The organism is Flaviramulus sp., assembly GCF_982512915.1.
The window spans coordinates 81,102-99,023 of sequence record NZ_CEWOCJ010000003.1; the positions used below are offsets into that span (position 1 = coordinate 81,102).

General features: G+C 33.3%; 13 protein-coding genes, 1 tRNA gene and 1 pseudogene. 3 read left to right on the forward strand and 12 right to left on the reverse strand.

Annotated elements, in window-relative coordinates:
• Positions 1 to 133: 133 nt before the first annotated feature.
• The 8 genes and pseudogenes from AC1XJX_RS03095 to AC1XJX_RS03130 all read right to left on the reverse strand — a co-directional run bounded on the left by AC1XJX_RS03095 (position 134) and on the right by AC1XJX_RS03130 (position 11,424).
• Positions 134 to 1,927, reverse strand: a complete 1,794-nt coding sequence (locus tag AC1XJX_RS03095) for a cytochrome c oxidase subunit I (RefSeq protein ID WP_482002498.1) — start codon at positions 1,925 to 1,927, stop codon at positions 134 to 136.
• A gap of 24 nt (positions 1,928 to 1,951) precedes the next feature.
• Positions 1,952 to 3,019: a cytochrome c oxidase subunit II gene (locus AC1XJX_RS03100; RefSeq protein ID WP_482002499.1), complete on the reverse strand. Its 1,068-nt coding sequence runs from the start codon at positions 3,017 to 3,019 to the stop codon at positions 1,952 to 1,954.
• Between the two features lie 26 nt (positions 3,020 to 3,045).
• Positions 3,046 to 4,413 (reverse strand): quinol:cytochrome C oxidoreductase, encoded by a 1,368-nt coding sequence (locus AC1XJX_RS03105; protein WP_482002500.1) that lies wholly within the window; start codon positions 4,411 to 4,413, stop codon positions 3,046 to 3,048.
• Positions 4,414 to 4,426: 13 nt separating this feature from the next.
• Entirely contained in the window at positions 4,427 to 4,978 is a 552-nt protein-coding gene (locus AC1XJX_RS03110) for a c-type cytochrome (RefSeq protein ID WP_482002501.1), read from the reverse strand.
• A 7-nt stretch (positions 4,979 to 4,985) separates the two neighbouring features.
• Positions 4,986 to 5,516, reverse strand: coding sequence for a DUF3341 domain-containing protein (locus AC1XJX_RS03115; RefSeq protein WP_482002502.1), 531 nt, complete (start codon positions 5,514 to 5,516; stop codon positions 4,986 to 4,988).
• 21 nt (positions 5,517 to 5,537) lie between these two features.
• Positions 5,538 to 6,977, reverse strand: a pseudogene (nrfD, locus tag AC1XJX_RS03120) (NrfD/PsrC family molybdoenzyme membrane anchor subunit); the annotation flags it as partial.
• A gap of 28 nt (positions 6,978 to 7,005) precedes the next feature.
• Positions 7,006 to 10,098 (reverse strand): TAT-variant-translocated molybdopterin oxidoreductase, encoded by a 3,093-nt coding sequence (locus tag AC1XJX_RS03125; protein ID WP_482002503.1) that lies wholly within the window; start codon positions 10,096 to 10,098, stop codon positions 7,006 to 7,008.
• 33 nt (positions 10,099 to 10,131) lie between these two features.
• Complete coding sequence (locus AC1XJX_RS03130) at positions 10,132 to 11,424, reverse strand: c-type cytochrome (RefSeq protein ID WP_482002620.1); 1,293 nt, start codon at positions 11,422 to 11,424, stop codon at positions 10,132 to 10,134.
• 215 nt (positions 11,425 to 11,639) lie between these two features.
• Here AC1XJX_RS03130 and AC1XJX_RS03135 point away from each other — a divergent pair, with 215 nt between their 5' ends.
• Positions 11,640 to 12,032, forward strand: a complete 393-nt coding sequence (locus AC1XJX_RS03135; RefSeq protein ID WP_482002504.1) for an SPOR domain-containing protein — start codon at positions 11,640 to 11,642, stop codon at positions 12,030 to 12,032.
• A gap of 70 nt (positions 12,033 to 12,102) precedes the next feature.
• Here AC1XJX_RS03135 and infB read toward each other — a convergent pair whose 3' ends face one another.
• From infB to rimP, 3 genes are read right to left on the reverse strand one after another with little or no spacing between them, the layout of a single operon-like run.
• Positions 12,103 to 14,865, reverse strand: coding sequence for a translation initiation factor IF-2 (gene infB, locus AC1XJX_RS03140; protein WP_482002505.1), 2,763 nt, complete (start codon positions 14,863 to 14,865; stop codon positions 12,103 to 12,105).
• A gap of 28 nt (positions 14,866 to 14,893) precedes the next feature.
• Complete coding sequence (gene nusA / locus AC1XJX_RS03145; RefSeq protein WP_482002506.1) at positions 14,894 to 16,126, reverse strand: transcription termination factor NusA; 1,233 nt, start codon at positions 16,124 to 16,126, stop codon at positions 14,894 to 14,896.
• 13 nt (positions 16,127 to 16,139) lie between these two features.
• The gene (rimP, locus tag AC1XJX_RS03150; RefSeq protein WP_482002507.1) at positions 16,140 to 16,601 is read right to left on the reverse strand and encodes a ribosome assembly cofactor RimP; all 462 of its coding nucleotides are present in this window, start codon (positions 16,599 to 16,601) and stop codon (positions 16,140 to 16,142) included.
• A 222-nt stretch (positions 16,602 to 16,823) separates the two neighbouring features.
• Between rimP and AC1XJX_RS03155 the strand changes: the two genes are divergently transcribed.
• Together AC1XJX_RS03155 and AC1XJX_RS03160 are read left to right on the forward strand one after the other, a co-directional pair.
• Positions 16,824 to 17,006: a universal stress protein gene (locus AC1XJX_RS03155; protein WP_482002508.1), complete on the forward strand. Its 183-nt coding sequence runs from the start codon at positions 16,824 to 16,826 to the stop codon at positions 17,004 to 17,006.
• Positions 17,003 to 17,647 (forward strand): universal stress protein, encoded by a 645-nt coding sequence (locus tag AC1XJX_RS03160; protein WP_482002509.1) that lies wholly within the window; start codon positions 17,003 to 17,005, stop codon positions 17,645 to 17,647. The genes AC1XJX_RS03155 and AC1XJX_RS03160 overlap by 4 nt, the downstream gene beginning before the upstream one ends.
• A gap of 132 nt (positions 17,648 to 17,779) precedes the next feature.
• Here the strand turns inward: AC1XJX_RS03160 and AC1XJX_RS03165 are convergent.
• A tRNA-Gln gene (locus AC1XJX_RS03165) sits at positions 17,780 to 17,852 on the reverse strand.
• Positions 17,853 to 17,922 lie beyond the last annotated feature (70 nt).

Consider the following 17,922-nt stretch of genomic DNA (forward strand, 5'->3'; position numbering starts at 1 on the left):
TTAACAGATTTTTTTGTATTTCGCCGATAAATTTGTATTTTTTTGTATTTTGTCGAATAAAAATGCTTTTAAACGATTAAAGCCCACCTTGAAAGGTGGGCTTTTACTATATAAATTTAAATAATATTAAATACTAATGTTGAAGTTCTTCTTCTCCTTCTTTAAGAGGAATACTCTGTGGAACAAAATCTTCATCATGTCCAGGTTTACTATAATCATAAGCCCATCTATGAACATGAGGTATATCTCCAGGCCAATTACCATGAATATGTTCAACAGGTGTTGTCCATTCTAATGTATTAGATTTCCAAGGATTTTGTTCTGCTTTTTTTCCATAAAACATACTATGAAAGAAATTCCAAAGGAACACTAACTGAAAAACGCCACCGATAACAGCAAATATCGTGATAACTACATTTACATTTGCTAGATCATCAAACAAAGGAAAATTACTATTAGTATAATAACGACGTGGTAAACCAGCCATTCCGATAAAATGCATTGGGAAGAAAACACCATAAGCACTTATAGCAGTTACCCAGAAGTGAACATATCCTAAATTTTTGTTTAACATCTTACCAAACATTTTTGGAAACCAATGATAAATACCTGCAAACATACCGTACAACGCAGATATGCCCATTACTAAATGGAAATGAGCTACAACAAAATATGTATCGTGTACATTGATATCTAGTGCACTATCTCCTAAAATAATTCCTGTTAAACCTCCAGTGATGAAGGTAGATACTAAACCTATTGAGAATAACATCGCAGGATTCATCTGTAAATTACCTTTCCATAATGTGGTAATGTAGTTAAAAGCTTTAACTGCAGAAGGAATAGCAATTAATAGTGTTGTGAAGGTAAATACCGAACCTAAAAATGGATTCATTCCAGAAATAAACATGTGATGACCCCAAACAATAGTAGACAAAAATGCAATAGCTAAAATTGACGCTACCATAGCACGGTAACCAAATATTGGTTTCCTTGAATTTGTTGCTATAACTTCTGAAGTTATACCTAAAGCAGGCAATAATACAATGTATACCTCAGGGTGACCTAGAAACCAAAATAAATGTTCAAATAGAACAGGTGATCCACCTTGGTAATGTAAAACTTCACCTTGAATAAATATATCTGATAAGAAGAAAGATGTGCCAAAACTTCTATCCATTATCAATAATAAAGCAGCAGATAATAATACTGGGAACGAAATTACTCCAATTACAGCTGTTACAAAAAATGCCCATATAGTTAGAGGTAATCTTGTCATAGACATACCTTTTGTTCGTAGATTAATTACTGTAACGATATAATTTAGAGAGCCTAAAAGTGACGAAGCTATAAATATAGCCATAGATACTAACCATAAGGTCATTCCCATACCAGAACCTCCTTGAGCCATTGGTAGAGCACTTAATGGTGGGTATATAGTCCAACCTGCAGCTGCAGGTCCAGCCTCAACAAATAAGGAAATAATCATGATAACACTAGATAAAAAGAATAACCAGTAAGATATCATATTTAAAAAACCAGATGCCATATCACGTGCACCTATTTGTAATGGAATTAAAAGGTTACTAAAAGTACCACTTAAACCAGCAGTTAAAACAAAAAACACCATTAAAGTACCATGAATAGTAACTAATGCTAAATATATGTCTGCATCCATAACGCCATCAGGAGCCCATTTACCTAATAAAGCCTCAAAAATAACGTTAGGTTGTTCTGGCCATGCGAGTTGCATACGCATCATCATAGAAATGACTACTGCTATAACACCCATAATTGTGGCAGTAATTAAATACTGCTTAGCAATCATTTTATGGTCTTGACTAAATATATATTTAGTTATAAACGTTTCCTTATGATGATGTCCGTGGTCGTCTTCGTGAACGTGAGTATCTGCATGTGCTGACATAATCTTATTTCGTTTTCTTTTAAATTAGTTAATTAAAGAATTTTTGAATTGTTTTTGCTCTTTCATCCAAGCATCGTATTCTTCTTGAGTCTCTACTATTATTTTCATTTGCATATTGTAGTGAGATTTACCACAAATCTTATTACATAATAATAAATAATCGAACTCATAACGCTCTAATGCTTCTTCTCCTTTAGCTATTAAAGGTTTACTTTTTTCAACTCTTATGTTATTAATGTTTTGAACCTTTTCAGTCATTTCAGGAGTTTGTCTCATTTCAGCAGTTGTTACAGTAGGTGTAAAACCAAACTGAGTTATCATGCCTGGAACGCAGTTCATTTGTGCTCTAAAATGAGGCATATATGCAGAATGTAAAACATCTTGAGACCGCATTTTAAATAATACAGGTCTACCTACTGGTAAATGTAACTCAGTTGTAATAATATCATCTTGTGCATCTGGATCAGATTCATCTAAACCTAAAATATTAGCACGATCAATATCTATTAAACGCACATTAGCTTTACCAAGAGTGTTATCATCACCTCCATATCTTGCTTTCCAGTTAAACTGTTGAGCATATAATTCAATTACTAGTGGATCGTCACTTTCGTCAACACCCATAATGTTAATCCATGTATTTAATCCATATAATATTAAACCAGCTAAGACTATGACTGGAATGATTGTCCAAATAGCTTCAAGTTTATTATTGTCCGCAAAAAACAAAGCTTTTCTCCCTTTTTCACCTTTATATTTATAAGCGAAATAATGTAGTAAAAATTGAGTTATTGTTTGAACTATGAATATGATTATCATTGATATAATCATCAAATTATCTATAGTAGGTCCATGTTCTGATGCCGAATTGGAGGTTAAAGGTAAATCACCCCATTTTACAAAACAGATTATAGTAATGATATAAATGAACGCTAAAAAGCCAATCATCAAATAACCATTAATCGTATTATCTTTATCGCTAGCAACTTGAGAATTATCGCTTTTAGCCTGAGCTAAATCGAAAATCTTTACCATTTGCCAAATGGCAACTGAAATAAATACTAAAATTATAATTGTTAATAAAGCAGTCATTGTTATCGTTCGTCTTTATATCTTAATTAATAATGAAAATCTTCACTTTCTTTTCTAAAAGGGTAGCCTTTGACAAGTAAAGGTGCTTTTGTTAATGCAGTAAATACTACAAAAATGAATAGACCTGCAAAAAGTATTACTGAGCTAATTTCAGGTATTCCTATAAACCATCTCTCTCCAACTGTAGAAGGCATAATCATGTTGAATATATCTATGTAATGTCCAAATAAAATAACTAAACCAGTCATTACTACAAACCAAGGTACACGTTTGTAATCTGCATTCATTAACATTAATATTGGGAAAACAAAGTTTAAAACAACCATACCTAAAAATGGTAATTTATAATCTTGGAAACGGGTTACAAAATAAGTAACCTCTTCTGGTATATTTGAGTACCATATAAGCATAAACTGAGAGAACCAAAGATAAGTCCAGAAAATACTGAAAGCAAACATAAATTTAGCTACATCATGTAAATGATTCTCGTTTACAAATTCTAAATAGTTTCTAGATTTTAAATAAATAGTTATTAATGCAATAACTGTAATTCCGCTTACAAACATACTTGCAAATACGTACCAACCAAATAGTGTTGAAAACCAGTGAGGATCTACACTCATAATCCAATCCCAAGACATCATGGATTCTGTATAAATAAAGAATACTAAAAACCCAGCAGAAATACGGAACAGTTTTTTAAAATTACTTTTATCTTCTGCAGTATCTTGAGCTATTGAAAACTTACGTGAAAAATGACGGTATAAACTCCACCCTGAAATGAAAATAATACCCCGTATAGCAAACCAACTTATGTTTAAGAATCCTGACTTGCCTTGAATTAGTTTATCATGCTCCACAACTTCTGGATCCATCCATATAAATAAGTTGTAGTGACCTCCTAACCAGCTAGTCCCTGAAGCGATAGCAATAGCTAAAACAATTAAAGCACCTGGTAATAAATAAGAGGTTATTCCTTCCATAACTCTGAAGAGTACGGGAGACCAACCAGCCTGTGATGCTATTTGTATAGCATAAAAAGCTAGAACACCCAAAGCAATCATCATAAAGAAAAATGCAGCTACATAGAGTGCAGACCAAGGTCTGTTAGCTATCTGATGCTGTACATGCTCAACATGTTTTTTATGATCATCCACTTCTGAATGTGCTTCTTTCCCATGAGAACCTTGATTAACATGAGCATCATCATGATATGATTCTACATGGGTAGCATCAACTCCGTGTCCTCCTCCATGATGAAATTCTTCTGCAAGTAAGGTTTCAACTTCTTCAAAAGTTTTATGAGAATCTATAAAACCATATCCAACACCTAATAATCCTAATATTACTAGGAAGATAGAGAATATTTTTAGTTTATTTGAAAATGTATACATATCTATAATAATCTTACTTTTCTAAATCTGATTTCAATTTTAGTACAAATGATACTACTTGCCAACGCTCTTCTTCATTTAATTGGTTAGCATAGCTACCCATGGCGTTTTTACCATAATATATTGTATGATAAATACTCCCTTCATTAATAGCCCTTCCAGCATCATCATAACTAGGTATTCCAAGTATTTTTTCACGTTGAACTAATTTACCTTGTCCATTACCTTTGTTTCCATGACATATACCGCAATATATATCATAAAGCACTTTACCTCTTTCTAAATCTACTTGAGTTGAATCTAGTGGACTATGTAAAGTTGCTTTGGCTAAATCGTAACCTTCCGTAGAATTTTCAATATCAAAAGGAATATATCCTCTTGGTATGGAACCCTCAGCTGGTGTTTGGGCTTCTAACCCGTTTGGAAAGGCAGCTTCACCATAGGTTTCATAACCTGCTGATTCATACATATTTGGCATGAATTGATAGTTTGGTTTTGTGTCTTTTTTACAAGACACGGTAACTAAAACTATTGCTATTACTAATATTTTAATTAAGCTTTTCATATTTATATTAATGGGCTTTATCAACTAAATTAATTTCAACTGCTCCGGTCTCTTTAAGCAAGCTCTCTAATTCTTTTTCATTGCCATGTACAGCAATTTCCATCAAAAAATGATCATCGGTTGTTCTAGGGTCTGGATTTTCAGCTTTTTTAAATGGCCACATTCTACTTCTAAGATAAAATGTAATTACCATTAAATGCGCTGCGAAGAAAACAGTTAACTCAAACATAATAGGAACAAAAGCTGGCATGTTTTCAATATAACTGAAACTTGGTTTACCACCAATATTTTGAGGCCAATCTTCAATCATTATAAAATTCATCATAACAATTGCTACAGTTAAACCTACCAAACCATACATAAAAGCAGTAATGGCAATACGTGTTGGCTCTAATCCCATAGCTTTGTCTAAACCATGAACCGGAAATGGTGTATATATTTCTTCAATATGATATCTTTCTGCCTTAACCTTTTTAACAGCTGACATTAATACATCATCATCGTTATAAATAGCGTGAATTACTTTAGATGCTTCCATTGTCTACGCTTCGTTTTTTGTTTCTTTAATGTTATTACCAGAAGTTCTTTCATCAGCACCAGTACCTACCAAACTCTTACCTGATTCTCTTAAATTCTTATATTTTTCTCCAGAAGATTTTAAAATGGTTTTAACCTCTGCTTGAGCTATTACTGGGAATGTTCTTGAGTATAATAAGAATAACACAAAGAAGAAACCAATAGTGCCTATGAAAATTCCAATATCAACAAAAGTAGGTGAGAACATTGTCCATGAAGATGGCAAATAATCTCTATGTAATGAAGTTACTATAATTACAAAACGCTCAAACCACATGCCTATATTTACAATAATAGAGATAAAGAATGAGAACATGATACTTGTTCTTAATTTCTTAAACCACATAAACTGTGGAGAGAATACATTACAAGACATCATAGCCCAGTATGCCCACCAATATGGTCCGGTTGCTCTGTTTAAGAACGCATATTGTTCATATTCTACACCAGAATACCAAGCAATAAATAACTCCGTAATATAAGCCACACCCACAATAGAACCCGTAATCATAATTACAATGTTCATTAACTCGATGTGCTGTACTGTAATATAATCTTCTAGATTACAAACTTTTCTCATAATAATAAGAAGCGTATTTACCATCGCAAAACCTGAAAATACCGCACCAGCAACAAAATAAGGTGGAAAGATGGTAGTGTGCCAACCTGGGATAACTGACGTTGCAAAGTCAAAAGATACTATAGTATGTACAGATAGAACTAGTGGTGTAGCTAAACCAGCTAAAACCAAAGATACTTCTTCAAAACGTTGCCAGTCTTTTGCTCTACCGGACCATCCAAAACTTAATAAAGAATAAATTTTCTTTTGAAAAGGTTTAATCGCTCTATCTCTAAGCATTGCAAAATCAGGTAATAAACCAGTCCACCAGAAAACTAATGAAACTGATAAATATGTAGAAATTGCAAATACGTCCCAAAGTAATGGTGAGTTAAAGTTTACCCACAAAGAACCAAACTGATTTGGAATTGGTAATACCCAATAAGCCAACCAAGGACGACCCATATGAATAATAGGAAATAAACCGGCTTGTACTACTGAGAAGATTGTCATTGCCTCTGCAGATCGGTTAATTGCCATTCTCCATTTTTGACGGAATAATAAAAGTACCGCAGAAATAAGTGTTCCTGCGTGACCAATACCAACCCACCAAACAAAGTTAGTAATATCCCAAGCCCATCCTACGGTTTTATTTAAACCCCAAGTTCCAATACCTGTAGATATTGTATAAATAATACATCCAATACCCCAAAGAAAAGCGGCTAATGCAATGCCAAAAACTATCCACCATTGCTTATTTGCTTTTCCTTCAACAGGTTTCGCCACATCCACTGTAACATCGTGGTAGGACTTTTCTCCTGTAACTAAGGGTCTTCTAATAGGTGCTTCGTAATGAGACGCCATAATTATATAATTGATTCTTTAATTAGATTTATGCTTCAGTTGTATTTCTCACCTTTGTATGGTACTGCACATTAGGCTTAGTACCAACACTTTCCAATAAGTGATACATACGATCATCTTTTAAAAGTTTTGCAACTTTACTTTCTTTATCGTTAATGTCTCCAAAATTCATTGCACCATTACTACAAGCAGCAGAACAAGCTGTTTGGAATTCACCATCTTTAATTTCACGTCCGTCACGCTTAGCATCTAAAATTGTTTTTTGTGTTTTTTGAATACACATAGAACATTTTTCCATAACACCACGAGAACGTACTACAACATCTGGATTTAAAACCATACGTCCTAAATCATCATTCATGTGATAATCAAATTCATCATTACCAGCATATAAGAACCAGTTAAAACGACGCACTTTATATGGACAGTTGTTTGCACAATATCTAGTACCTACACAACGGTTATAAGCCATATGATTTTGACCTTGACGACCATGAGAAGTTGCAGCCACAGGACAAACAGTTTCACAAGGCGCATGGTTGCAATGTTGACACATTACTGGTTGAAAAGCAACTTGTGGATTAACAGAAGCATTTTCCATTTCACCAAATTCACTTAAAGAGCTTCCTAAACCAGAAATATTATCTTTTTTATCATTATCGCCTTCAAATGATTCTTCAGATGAGTAGTATCTATCTATACGTAACCAGTGCATATCACGGCTACGACGAACTTCTGTTTTTCCAACAACTGGTACATTATTTTCAGCATGACAAGCAATCACACAAGCACCACATCCAGTACAAGCATTTAAATCGATTGCTAAGTTAAAATGATGCCCAATTGAACGATCAAACTCTTCCCATAAATCAACTTCAGGAGAAGTAACAGGCACTTCCTCATGATTTAAAGAAACAACAGGTACAGGATTCCAATATTTTTTATCTTTCGTATTAAATATCTCTAAAGTAGTTTCTTTAATGATATCACCTCTACCCATTAACGTATTATGTAATTGCACTGAAGCAAATTCATGCTCACCAATAGCAGGTTCAATAGTTACGTTTTGTACAGTCTTAAATTCTTGGTATAAAGCATAAGCATTTACACCAGTTTGCATTTCTTCTTTAAGACCTTTAGTTTTTCCATATCCGAATGCTAATCCAACTGAACCTTTTGCTTGTCCTGGTTGAATCATTACAGGAACTTTAATAGTTGTTCCGTTTACAGAAACATTAGCATAACTACCATTTAAAGCCCCATTTGCAACGTGCTTATTCATTAAACCAATGGCATCTGCATCAGCTTTAGAAATAGTTAAGTAATTATCCCATGATGTTCTTGTTAATGGATCTGGAAACTCTTGTAACCATGGGTTATTGGCCTGTTGACCGTCTCCCATACCCACTTTAGTATATAATGTCAACTCTAAACCACCATTTGATTTAGCAGAAGCTAATAGAGCAATTACTGCATTAGATGATGGCGTTTCAGTTTCTTCTGTTGATGTACCTTCAGTTTCAACCGCAATTTCTCCAACAAACACACCATCGTGCAATGCTTTATTGAAAGAGCTGCTTCCTAAAATTGTAGTTCCCCAAGCATTTTTAATATAATCATGATAAGAAACATCGTTTCCTGTCCATTTTAATAAAGCTTCTTGAAATTGTCTTGTATCAAATAAAGGACGAATTGCTGGTTGTGTTAAAGCATAATGTCCTTTCTTCAATTCAACATCACCCCAGGATTCTAAATAATGAGGAACTGCTGCTATATATTGGGTTTCTGAAGATGTTTCATCAACTTTCATTGAAAACGATACAGATAATTCAGTATTTTTTAAACCTTCAGCAAATTCTGAAGCATTTGGTAATGTATAAAGTGGATTAACACCACTCATGATGATAGCTCCAACTCTACCAGCTTTCATATCAGCTATTAACTGTACTACCGCTTTATCACTACCCTGTCTAATTTTTATAGGTGTTGCTTTATCTAAAGCTTTAGAGCCTAAAGATTCATTGATTTGTAAAGCTACTATTTGAGCATTTACATCTTGAATGCCAGTAACTAGTAAACCATTACTACCTGCTTTTTTTAATTGTGAAGCAGCATTTTTTATTACATTTTCAATGTTTTCAGGCAAACCATTTACAGTAACATTGTTTCCTGTAACTAAACTATATAATTTAGCTAAAGCTAATTTTTGTTGTGTTGGCGTTAAGGGAACACGTTTATCTGCATTTGCACCAGTTAAAGACATATTAGACTCAAACTGAATGTGACGAGACATTTTACCGTGATCAGGAACTCTATTTTTAGAATAACCTGAATCGAAACCGCCACCTTGCCAATCAGCTAAAAAGTCTGCTCCAACAGAAACGATTGTCATCGCTTTTGAAAAATCATAATTAGCTAATGCACGTTCACCATACATAGCTTGATAAGCATCTAAAGCAGCAGATTCTGAAATGGCATCATAAACTACATGACGAACATTTCCAAATTTCTCACTAAACTCAGATACTAATTTACTAGTAGATGGACTTGCAAAAGTTTGTGTAAATAAAACAATATCTTTATTTTCAGCAGATAAACTTGTTAATTTTTTAGTTGTTTCTGAATCGAAAGCACTCCAAGAAATGGATTCACCACCTTTTTTAGGTCCTTGAACTCTCAAACTATCATATAATCCAAGAACAGAAGCATTCACCCTAGCATTTGCACTACCATTAGTAGTAGCCATGGTATTATTTTCAATTTTTATCGGACGCCCTTCTCGGGTTTTTACTAAAACGCTTGCAAAATCAAAACCATCAGCAATAGTTGTTGCATAATAATTGGCAACACCAGGAATAATTTCTGTTGGTTGCACTATATAAGGAATTGATTTTTTAACAGGTCCTTCACAAGCTGCTAAAGTTGCAGCTGCAGTACTAAAACCAACATATTTTAAGAAATCGCGACGGGTTGTAGAGGTAGATTCTAAGTTTTCTTTATCACCTAAAAATTCATCCGTAGGGATTTCTGCTACAAACTCGTTTTGTTTTAGCGCCTCAACAATAGAGCTATTTTCGTTTAGCTCTTCAACACTTTTCCAGTATTTCTTGTTTGATGACATATTATATAATTGAATTACTTCTTATTAAATTTATTAATAGTGGCATTTTCCACACTCTAAACCACCCATTTGAGCAGCTGTCAATTCTTCTACACCATACTTCTTAGATAACTCTTCGTGTATTTTAGTGTAATAAGCATTGTCTTTAACATTCACATTAGTCTCTCTATGACAATTAATACACCATCCCATTGTTAAAGATGAATACTGATATAAAACTTCCATTTCTTCAACAGGACCATGACAAGTTTGACATTCTACACCTGCAACCGTTACGTGTTGTGAGTGGTTAAAGTAAACAAAGTCTGGTAAGTTATGAATACGAACCCATTTAACAGGTTGTGTTTCTCCTGTGTATTTTTGCTCAGCATCATCCCAACCAACTGCTTTATATAATTTTTTGATTTCGCCATCGTAAAACTCTTTTGAATATTCCGGAGTTGTTTCTCCGTTGTACTCATATATTGATTTATGACAGTTCATACAAACATTAAGAGATGGAATTCCTGAATGCTTACTAACTCTAGCTGAAGAGTGACAGTATTTACAATCAATACCATTATCACCAGCATGAATTTTATGAGAATAATGAATTGGCTGCACTGGTTGATATCCTTGATCTACACCAATTTGAGATAAATAACCATAAACAAAATAAGCACTTGATAGTAAAAAGAAGATTGCAACAACAATCATCAAGAATTGATTTTGAACAAAAGCTTTCCAAATTGGTGTTCTTTTACTCTCTTCAGGTAAATCAATATTTTGAGCCGATGCAAATCGACGTAATGTTTTATTTACTAAATATAATCCAGTTGCTAATAATATAAACAGAATAGCCAAAGCGCCTAAAATAATATCGTTAGAAAACCCATTGTCTATAGGTGTAACCGGAGATAAAGGAACATTTTCACCATCTCCTGCAGGAGGAACCTTTACTTCAGCTGTATAAGCTAAAATATCATCAATATCCTCATTTGAAAATTGAGGAAAAGCAGTCATTGCCGCACCAGAATACTCGTTATAAATTTTATTTGCGTAAGCATCGCCTGATTTAATAACACCTGCGCTATTTTTTATCCAAGCATAAATCCAATCTCTGTCTAAACCTTCAGCTTCAGCTAAACGTGCTTCTACGTTTCGGAGAGCAGGTCCTGTCATTTTTTTATCTAATTGATGACACGCTGCACAATTGGCATTAAACAATGACTTTCCTTTTGCTGGGTCTCCTTCTTGAGCAGAAAGAGCAGTTGAAAACGATAATAAAATAATTAAGCTGAAACGAAGAAGGTTTATACTTAATTTACGGTGAATCACCTGTCTCATATTATTGGTTAAATTAACTTCTAAACTTTGGTATGATTTTTTCATACAATAATCGAAAAAAATACAGTTAAAAAAATCTCTCGCAAAAGTAATACTTAAAGTCGATTTTAGAAATTTTAGAGAAGTGTTAATTGGTAATTTAGAGGGATTCTAAATAATAAAATAGGCTGCAATTAAGTTTATAACGTATACATTTGTATAAATTAAATTAGAATATGAAACCATTGAAATTGAAAATAAGGATTTTAAGTTTATTATTAACAGGATTTTGCATGTCTTTCAGTTTTTCACAAACTGGTAAAGTTAGCATTAATCAAGACCAAAAAATTACTACATTATTAGAACTTAAAAAGGAAATGAATAAAAATGAAGAAGATTCAGAAAGGTATAAGATTCAAATATATTCTGGAAACCGTGTAGGGGCACAAAATGCTGAAAATGAATTTAAAGATGCTTTTAGTGATTGGCATCCAACTATGCAATATGAAACCCCCAACTTTAAAGTATGGACAGGTAATTTTAGAACACGATTAGAAGCTGATAGAGCTTTAGTTCGTATTAAAAAAACATTCCCAAGTGCTTTTATTTTTAAGCCTAAAAAGAAATAAAAAAATTATTTAATCATAAAAAAAGCGACCAATTTGGGTCGCTTTTTTTAGCATTATTTTTTAGTGGTATTTACTTAAGTTTCTTTTTAACTTCAACTTCATGAAAAGCTTCAATAATATCTCCTATGTTGATATCATTGTAATTTTTAATTTGCATACCACAGTCATAACCTTTTGAAACTTCTTTAGCATCATCTTTAAATCGCTTCAAAGAAGCTAATTCTCCAGTATAAACAACAACACCATCTCTAATTAAACGCACTCCAGAATTTCTGAATATTTTACCGTTAGTAACCATACAACCAGCAATACTACCAATTTTTGTTACTTTAAATATTTCTCTAATTTCAGCAGTACCAGTAATTTCTTCTTTAAGCTCTGGAGATAACATACCCTCCATAGCGTCTTTAAGATCATTGATTGCATCGTAAATAATAGAGTACGTTCTGATATCAATTTCTTCTTTATCTGCAATCATTCTTGCATTTCCAACTGGTCTTACATTAAATCCTACTATAATCGCATCAGAAGCCGAAGCTAACAATACATCACTTTCGGTAATTGCACCTACTCCTTTATGTAAAATATTAATTTGAATTTCTTCAGTTGATAATTTTTGGAAAGAATCTGTTAATGCTTCAACGGAACCATCAACATCTCCTTTAAGAATAATATTCAACTCTTGGAAATCACCTAGAGCTATTCGACGACCGATTTCATCAAGTGTAATATGACGTTGGGTACGAACGGATTGCTCACGTTGTAATTGAGCACGTTTAGCAGCTATTTGTTTTGCTTCACGCTCATCTTCAAACACACTGAATTTATCACCTGCTTGAGGTGCACCATCTAAACCTAATATAGACACCGGTGTTGAAGGTCCTGCACTAACAACATCATGTCCGCGTTCATCATGCATAGCTTTAACTTTTCCACTGTGCTGACCCGCTAGTACATAATCACCTACACGTAAAGTTCCTGCCTGGACTAATATTGTAGATACGTAACCACGTCCTTTATCCAAGAATGCTTCAACTACAGTCCCTTTTGCTGGTTTATTTGGATTTGCTTTTAGCTCTAATAATTCGGCTTCAAGCAATACTTTTTCTAATAATTCTTTTACTCCTGTACCAAACTTAGCAGAAATATCATGCGATTGAATTTTTCCTCCCCAATCTTCTACTAACAAATTCATTTGTGCTAATCCTTCTTTAATTTTTTCTGGATTAGCATCTGGTTTATCAATTTTATTGATTGCAAAAACTATTGGTACTCCAGCAGCTTGCGCATGAGAAATTGCCTCTTTTGTTTGTGGCATAATGTCATCGTCAGCCGATGCTACAATAATCGCAATATCAGTAACTTGGGCTCCACGTGCACGCATTGCTGTAAAGGCCTCGTGACCAGGTGTATCTAAAAAAGCTATTTTTTGACCACCTTCTAACTCAACACCATAAGCACCAATGTGCTGTGTAATACCACCTGATTCGCCAGCAATTACATTTTCTTGACGAATGTAATCTAGAAGCGATGTTTTACCATGATCTACATGACCCATAACAGTTACAATCGGAGCTCGAGGCAATAAATCTTCTGGTCTATCTTTTACAATCTCTATTGATTCTTCAATTGATGCTGTTACAAATTCTACTTGATAACCAAATTCATCAGCAACAATAGATAGGGTTTCAGCATCTAAACGTTGGTTCATGGTAACCATCATACCAAGGGACATACAGGCTGAAATAATTTGAGTTACACTAACATCCATCATTGTTGCAACTTCACTTGCTGTTACAAACTCTGTTACTTTAAGTATTTTGCTTTCAGCTGCTTCTATTTGCTGATCTATTTCAGATTGTTCTCTGTGTTGGTCTCGTTTATCCCTTCTATACTTAGCGCCTTTTCCTTTAGCAGATTTTCCTTGAAGTTTCTCAAGAGTTTCACGTACTTGCTTTTTAACATCCTCTTCACTAGGTTCTTCTTTAGGTGTATTTCTGCGCCCTTGACCTGGCGCTCCTGATCCTGCTGGCTTAGCTTTAAACCTGTCATTACCCCCAACCACTGGTCTTTTACCAGCTTCTCTGTTATTATCTTGAGGAGTCCCACCAGCCTTACTAATTCGACGGCGTTTCTTTTTATTTGCAGATGAAGCATCACCAGGTTTAGCTTCTGGTTTTTTGTCTTCTTTCTTTTTCTTAGGCTTATTAAACTGAGATAAATCTATTTTATCACCAGCTATAGTAGGACCAGTTAGCTTTTTGTATTTAGTCTCAACTTTTTCATCTGAAGAAATTAACTCTCCATCTATCAAAATTTGTTCTTCCTTAGATTTTGGTTTTGATACTTCCTTTGGTTTTTCTTCAACTTTAATAGGTTCTGGAGTAACCTCTATTGTCTTAGGAGCTTCTTCAACAAATTTTGGAGCCTCTTCTTTTACAGGTTGTGGTTCAACTTGAATTTTCTTTGGTTCTAAATCAATTTTTCCTACCTGTTTAGGTCCTGTTAATGTTTTAGTTGCTTTCACAACTTCTTCTTGTTGGGCTTTCTCTATAGCTTCTTGAACTTTTTGCTTAGCCTCTATTTCTTGTTCACGTTTTAAACGTAAATCTTCTTTTTCTTTTAGCTTAGCCTCACTTACTTCTTGCGATTTAACTTTTTTATTAGCATCCGTCTCGAACTCATCTGATAGCATTTTATAAGTTGCTTCAGAAATTTTCGTAGTTGGGCGCTTCTCTATTTCTACACCTTTGGAATCTAAAAATTCCACGGCACGATCTAAAGAGATGTTAAGCTCACGTAATACTTTATTTAATCTTATTGTTTCAGCCATAAATTGCCTTTAAAATACTAAATATATGTTATTCTTCGAATTCTTCCCTTAAAATTCTAATAACGTCGTTAATTGTTTCTTCTTCTAAATCAGTTCTTTTAACTAAATCTTCAACCTCTTGTTCTAAAATACTTTTAGCTGTATCTAATCCAGCTTTACTAAATTCATCAATTATCCATGATTCAATTTCATCAGAAAACTCTCTTAATTCAACATCTTCTTCGGCACCTTCTCTAAATACATCTATCTCATAGCCAGTTAATTGACCAGCTAAACGAATGTTATGACCACCTCTGCCAATAGCCTTACTTACTTCTTCTGGTTTTAAAATAACCTCAGCACGTTTAGTTTCCTCATTAATTTTTATTGAAGTTACTCTTGCTGGACTTAAAGCTCTAGTAATGTATAATTGTAAATTATTTGTGTAATTGATAACATCAATATTTTCATTTCCTAATTCACGAACAATACCATGTATTCTTGAACCTTTCATTCCTACACAAGCACCAACCGGATCGATTCTATCATCGTATGAATCAACAGCAACTTTAGCTTTTTCTCCTGGAATTCTAACTACATTTTTAATAGTAATTAAACCATCAAAAACTTCTGGTATCTCTTGTTCAAAAAGCTTTTCTAAAAACTTTGGTGAACTTCTGGACATTATAATTGTTGGTTTAGCGCCTTTAAGCTCTACACTGTCGATAACACCTCTTACATTATCTCCTTTTCTAAAAAAATCAGAAGGTATTTGTTTATCTTTTGGTAAAATAACTTCATTACCTTCATCATCTAGTAAAATAACAGCTCGATGACGAATATGATGCACTTCAGCTGTATAAATTTCACCAACTAGATCTTTAAATTGCTTGTAAATTATAGTATTATCGTGCTCATGGATTTTAGATATTAAATTTTGACGTAATGCTAAAATAGCACGTCTTCCTAAATCTATAAGCTTCACTTCCTCTGAAACATCTTCACCTACCTCAAAATCTGGCTCAATTTTTCTAGCTTCAGATAAAGAAATTTCTTGATTTGGCTCTTCTACTTCACCATCAGCAACTACCACTCTGTTTCTCCATATTTCCAAATCCCCTTTGTCAGGATTTACAATAATGTCAAAATTGTCATCATCACCATATTTCTTTTTTAAGGCACTTCTAAAAACGTCTTCTAAAATAGCCATCAACGTTACTCTGTCAATTAACTTATCGTCTTTGAATTCAGAAAAAGATTCAATTAACGCGATATTTTCCATAACTCTTTTTGAATTAAAATTTAATCATAACTTTTGCTTCTACAATATCTTGGTAAGCGATTTCCGCTTCCTTTTTTATAGTTACTTTACCTTTGCCAACAGCCTTAGGTTCTCTAACTTTCCACTCTAAAATAATATTTTCATCTGTTGCTTTAGTAAGTTTTCCTTCTAATTTATTAGTGGTTGTTTTTACCTCAAGCGTTCTTTCAATATTCTTTTTGTACTGTCTTATATGAATTAATGGAGCTGTAGCTCCGGCAGACATAACTTCTAAAGAAAAATCGTCCTCTTCTCTATCTAAATTGTGCTCAATGGCTCTACTAATAAACATACAATCTTCAACCAAAACTCCATTGTCACCATCAATAACTACTTTAATGTGATTATCAGTTAGTAAAGAAAAATCAATAAGAAATAAGTCTTGTCTTTCTTCTAATGCTGTGTTAAGTAAATTTGTAACCTTGGTTTTAAACATTTTTAGTATAAAAAGAGGGGACTTTTTGTCCCCTCATATCTTTAAATTCGCCTTTCAACGGTGCAAATATATAATATTTTATTGATTTCTAAAGGAATATTTCATAAATTTAGATACGCCTTAGTTTTAAAAAATTAAATAGATTAGGTCAAAAAACAAAGAAAAATTAAAACTTATTCAAACAAATAAGTTATTAACGAAACTATAAATTAAGACAACCCTATGAAAAGAATATTAGTCCCAACAGATTTTTCTGAACAAGCAGAAAATGCTTTAAAAGTAGCCGCTCAATTGGCAAAAAAACATGATTGTGAAATTTATATAATTCATGTGATTGAAATCCCGCTTCAAGAAATTGATGCTCTAAATTCTTACAGCAAAATGCCTGAAGCCGTTTTTTTATGAAACTAGCCCATCAGAAATTTGAAAAACTTAAAAACAAAGAATACCTTAAAGGTATAATTGTTAATGAAACTGTAGATTTTCAAGAAATATTTAAGGGTATTTTTCATGTTTGTAAAAAACATGATATCGACTTAATTGTTATGGGTTCTAATGGCGCAAGTGGCTTAAGAGAAATGCTTATTGGGAGCAACACAGAAAAAGTAGTTCGCACATCTGAAACCCCTGTATTGGTGATTAAAAACGAGCAAAAATTATTTAAGGTAACTGATTTTGTATTTGCCTCTGACTTTAAAGATGAAAGTAAAACAAGCTATTATAAAGCTGTAAAATTTGCTATTGCTTTTGGTGCTAAATTACATTTACTAATGGTTGTTACTCCAGCTAAATTTTTAATTACAAGCGATGCTGAAAAAAGAATTAGAGAGTTTGCTACTTCTTACAATTTTAAAAATTACAGTGTAAACCTATATAACGATATTTCTATTGAAAAAGGAATCATGAACTTTTCTCAATTTATAAATGCAGATTTAATTGGCATGAGCACTCATGGCAGACAAGGAATTTCTCACTTTTTTAATGGCAGTATTAGTGAAGATGTGGTAAACCATTCCAAACGCCCTGTAATTACTTTTAAGATTTAATTGCTTTTGAGTTAACGCTTGCATTAAAAATCCTTTTGTTTTTTCGAAAGATTAAAATGGAAAGACCGATCCAATGGGTAACCCTAAAAATAAAAAACCCTAACTTATATGGTTAGGGTTTATCAATTTAAGTTGGCTTACTAGGGCTCGAACCTAGACTCTTCTGGACCAAAACCAGACGTGTTGCCAGTTACACCATAAGCCAATGTGTAATTGAGGGTGCAAATTTATAACAAAGTTTTATTTTCGCAAGCATTTTTTTAAAAAATAATCTT

Bases quoted from the DNA above. Each gene is read 5' to 3' on its own strand.
- AC1XJX_RS03095 (WP_482002498.1), bottom strand. From the start codon at position 1,927: ATGTCAGCACATGCAGATACTCACGTTCACGAAGACGACCACGGACAT.
- AC1XJX_RS03100 (WP_482002499.1), bottom strand. From the start codon at position 3,019: ATGACTGCTTTATTAACAATTATAATTTTAGTATTTATTTCAGTTGCC.
- AC1XJX_RS03105 (WP_482002500.1), bottom strand. From the start codon at position 4,413: ATGTATACATTTTCAAATAAACTAAAAATATTCTCTATCTTCCTAGTA.
- AC1XJX_RS03110 (WP_482002501.1), bottom strand. From the start codon at position 4,978: ATGAAAAGCTTAATTAAAATATTAGTAATAGCAATAGTTTTAGTTACC.
- AC1XJX_RS03115 (WP_482002502.1), bottom strand. From the start codon at position 5,516: ATGGAAGCATCTAAAGTAATTCACGCTATTTATAACGATGATGATGTA.
- AC1XJX_RS03125 (WP_482002503.1), bottom strand. From the start codon at position 10,098: ATGTCATCAAACAAGAAATACTGGAAAAGTGTTGAAGAGCTAAACGAA.
- AC1XJX_RS03130 (WP_482002620.1), bottom strand. From the start codon at position 11,424: ATGAGACAGGTGATTCACCGTAAATTAAGTATAAACCTTCTTCGTTTC.
- AC1XJX_RS03135 (WP_482002504.1), top strand. From the start codon at position 11,640: ATGAAACCATTGAAATTGAAAATAAGGATTTTAAGTTTATTATTAACA.
- infB (WP_482002505.1), bottom strand. From the start codon at position 14,865: ATGGCTGAAACAATAAGATTAAATAAAGTATTACGTGAGCTTAACATC.
- nusA (WP_482002506.1), bottom strand. From the start codon at position 16,126: ATGGAAAATATCGCGTTAATTGAATCTTTTTCTGAATTCAAAGACGAT.
- rimP (WP_482002507.1), bottom strand. From the start codon at position 16,601: ATGTTTAAAACCAAGGTTACAAATTTACTTAACACAGCATTAGAAGAA.
- AC1XJX_RS03155 (WP_482002508.1), top strand. From the start codon at position 16,824: ATGAAAAGAATATTAGTCCCAACAGATTTTTCTGAACAAGCAGAAAAT.
- AC1XJX_RS03160 (WP_482002509.1), top strand. From the start codon at position 17,003: ATGAAACTAGCCCATCAGAAATTTGAAAAACTTAAAAACAAAGAATAC.